The organism is Agrococcus terreus (genome assembly GCF_014645235.1).
Classification (GTDB): Bacteria; Actinomycetota; Actinomycetes; order Actinomycetales; family Microbacteriaceae; genus Agrococcus; species Agrococcus terreus.
The window spans coordinates 1-3675 of record NZ_BMLM01000003.1; the positions used below are offsets into that span (position 1 = coordinate 1).

2 rRNA genes are annotated in these 3675 nt (G+C 56.3%); both read right to left on the bottom strand.

The window, feature by feature from the left end:
• Positions 1-40: 40 nt before the first annotated feature.
• Positions 41-157 (bottom strand): 5S ribosomal RNA (gene rrf / locus IEW90_RS13680).
• 111 nt (positions 158-268) lie between these two features.
• Positions 269-3385 (bottom strand): 23S ribosomal RNA (locus IEW90_RS13685).
• Between the last annotated feature and the right edge of the window lie 290 nt (positions 3386-3675).

The window sequence follows — 3675 nt, forward strand, 5'->3', positions numbered from 1 at the left end:
AAGGGGCCCCAGATCGTTCTGGGGCCCCTTTCCAAAAGAAGTCCGGCGGTGTCCTACTCTCCCACAGGGTCCCCCCTGCAGTACCATCGGCGCTGAGAGCCTTAGCTTCCGGGTTCGGAATGTGACCGGGCGTTTCCCTCTCGCTATGGCCGCCGAAACACTGTTGATGTTTCAGTCTGCACAGCATCCCCTCGTCGGGGTGCGGTGCGGTTCTCGACCGTCCATCGAGAACCACAAAGTGGACGCGAGCAGCAAGCTCATTGTATGTGTTATCAAGTCATCGGCTTATTAGTACCGGTCAGCTTCACGAGTCGTTAGTCCTCGCTTCCACATCCGGCCTATCAACCCAGTAGTCTGGCTGGGAGCCTCTCGCCCGAAGGCATGGAAGTCTCATCTTGAGGCCGGCTTCCCGCTTAGATGCTTTCAGCGGTTATCCATCCCGAACGTAGCTAATCAGCGGTGCTCCTGGCGGAACAACTGACACACCAGAGGTTCGTCCAACCCGGTCCTCTCGTACTAGGGTCAGATCCTCTCAAACTTCCTACGCGCGCAGCGGATAGGGACCGAACTGTCTCACGACGTTCTAAACCCAGCTCGCGTGCCGCTTTAATGGGCGAACAGCCCAACCCTTGGGACCTACTCCAGCCCCAGGATGCGACGAGCCGACATCGAGGTGCCAAACCATGCCGTCGATATGGACTCTTGGGCAAGATCAGCCTGTTATCCCCGAGGTACCTTTTATCCGTTGAGCGACAGCGCTTCCACAAGCCACTGCCGGATCACTAGTCCCGACTTTCGTCCCTGCTCCAGTTGTCACTGTCACAGTCAAGCTCCCTTGTGCACTTACACTCGACACCTGATTGCCAACCAGGTTGAGGGAACCTTTGGGCGCCTCCGTTACTTTTTGGGAGGCAACCGCCCCAGTTAAACTACCCACCAGGCACTGTCCCTGAACCGGATCACGGTTCGAAGTTAGATGTCCAGAGTGACCAGAGTGGTATTTCAACAATGACTCCACATGAACTGGCGTCCATGCTTCACAGTCTCCCACCTATCCTACACAAGCCACACCGAACACCAATACCAAGCTGTAGTAAAGGTCACGGGGTCTTTCCGTCCTGCTGCGCGTAACGAGCATCTTTACTCGTAGTGCAATTTCGCCGAGTTCGCGGTTGAGACAGCTGGGAAGTCGTTACGCCATTCGTGCAGGTCGGAACTTACCCGACAAGGAATTTCGCTACCTTAGGATGGTTATAGTTACCACCGCCGTTTACTGGGGCTTAAATTCTGAGCTTCGCTTGCGCTAACCCTTCCTCTTAACCTTCCAGCACCGGGCAGGCGTCAGTCCGTATACATCGACTTGCGTCTTCGCACGGACCTGTGTTTTTAGTAAACAGTCGCTTCCCACTGGTCTCTGCGGCCTTCAAACGCTTTCAGCAGCAAGTGCTGTCACGCCTCAGGCCCCCCTTCTCCCGAAGTTACGGGGGCATTTTGCCGAGTTCCTTAACCACGATTCTCTCGATCTCCTTGGTATTCTCTACCTGACCACCTGAGTCGGTTTGGGGTACGGGTGACTTGAACCTCGCGTCGATGCTTTTCTTGGCAGCATAGGATCACAGACTTCCCTCTAGGGTTCGGCAAAGCTCTCAGGCTGTATGTGGGACGGATTTGCCTATCCCACGCCCTACGGCTTACCCGGACTCAACCATCGGCCCGGTTCTGCTACCTTCCTGCGTCACACCTGTTAATACGCTAGCCGCACCAGCATGGGGTCGAGCGCTAGGCCGCGGACTTCACCCCGAAGGGATCCGTTCCGCGGATTCGGACTCTTAGCACCACTGGATTGACTGGGGCGGTTCTTCGCCAGCTCAGGAATATCAACCTGATGTCCATCGACTACGCCTGTCGGCCTCGCCTTAGGTCCCGGCTTACCCAGGGAAGATTAGCTTGACCCTGGAACCCTTGGTCTTTCGGAGGACTGGTTTCTCGCCAGTCTTTCGCTACTCATGCCTGCATTCTCACTCGTGTGGCGTCCACGGCTGGATTCCTCCGCCGCTTCGCTCGCCACACGACGCTCTCCTACCAATCCGCACGCCTGGACAGCCACGAGGGCTGCCGAGCTGATGCGCGAATTCCACGACTTCGGTGGTGTGCTTGAGCCCCGTTACATTGTCGGCGCAGAATCACTTGACCAGTGAGCTATTACGCACTCTTTCAAGGGTGGCTGCTTCTAAGCCAACCTCCTGGTTGTCTAAGCAACTCCACATCCTTTTCCACTTAGCACACGCTTGGGGACCTTAGTCGGTGGTCTGGGTTGTTTCCCTCTCGACGATGAAGCTTATCCCCCACCGTCTCACTGCTGCGCTCTCACTTACCGGCATTCGGAGTTTGGCTGACGTCAGTAACCTTTTGGGGCCCATCGGCCATCCAGTAGCTCTACCTCCGGCAAGAAACACGCAACGCTGCACCTAAATGCATTTCGGAGAGAACCAGCTATCACGAAGTTTGATTGGCCTTTCACCCCTATCCACAGCTCATCCCCTCAGTTTTCAACCTAAGTGGGTTCGGTCCTCCACGAGGTCTTACCCTCGCTTCAACCTGGCCATGGATAGATCACTTCGCTTCGGGTCTAGGACATGCGACTGGATCGCCCTATTCAGACTCGCTTTCGCTACGGCTACCCCACACGGGTTAACCTCGCCACATATCGCTAACTCGCAGGCTCATTCTTCAAAAGGCACGCCGTCACAGCTACTAGGGCTGCTCCGACGGTTTGTAAGCAAACGGTTTCAGGTACTATTTCACTCCCCTCCCGGGGTACTTTTCACCTTTCCCTCACGGTACTTGTCCGCTATCGGTCATCTGGGAGTATTTAGGCTTACCAGGTGGTCCTGGCAGATTCACACGGGATTTCTCGGGCCCCGTGCTACTTGGGATGGACCTCGCGCCATCGCGCGGTTTCGGCTACGGGATTGTCACCCTCTTCGATGGACCTTTCCAAGTCCTTCGCCTACCGCGGTCTGTAACGCTTGCTGCTCGGCAGAGCAGCTGAGATGTCCCACAACCCCGATCGTGCAACGCCTGCCGGCTATCACACACGATCGGTTTAGCCTCTTCCGCGTTCGCTCGCCACTACTGACGGAATCACTGTTGTTTTCTCTTCCTGCGGGTACTGAGATGTTTCACTTCCCCGCGTTCCCTCTACCCGCCCTATATATTCAGGCGGGAGTCACTGGGTCGGCACGCCGCCCAGCGGGGTTTCCCCATTCGGAGATCCTCGGATCGAAGCTCGTTTATCAGCTCCCCGAGGCTTATCGCAGATTACTACGTCCTTCATCGGCTCCAGATGCCAAGGCATCCACCGTTTGCTCTTAGAAACTTGACCACATACATGAGTATTTTGGTTAGGACACCACCGCCGAAGCGATGGCGACCAATGATCTATATAGATCATCAAGACTCGAGCCGAAGCCCGAATCTAAGATGCTCGCGTCCACTGTGTAGTTCTCAAAGTACGGTCGGTGCCGTCAGCACGCAGCAACAGCTGCGAACCGGCCGGCCCAGAGGAAGTTCGATAGCGCCCGAAAGGCGCTGCCTGGTCCCTCAGGACCCAACAGCGTGCATGCACCAGGCCTCACCAGCCCCACCGTTCCTCACTGCCGAAGCAGCCGTACT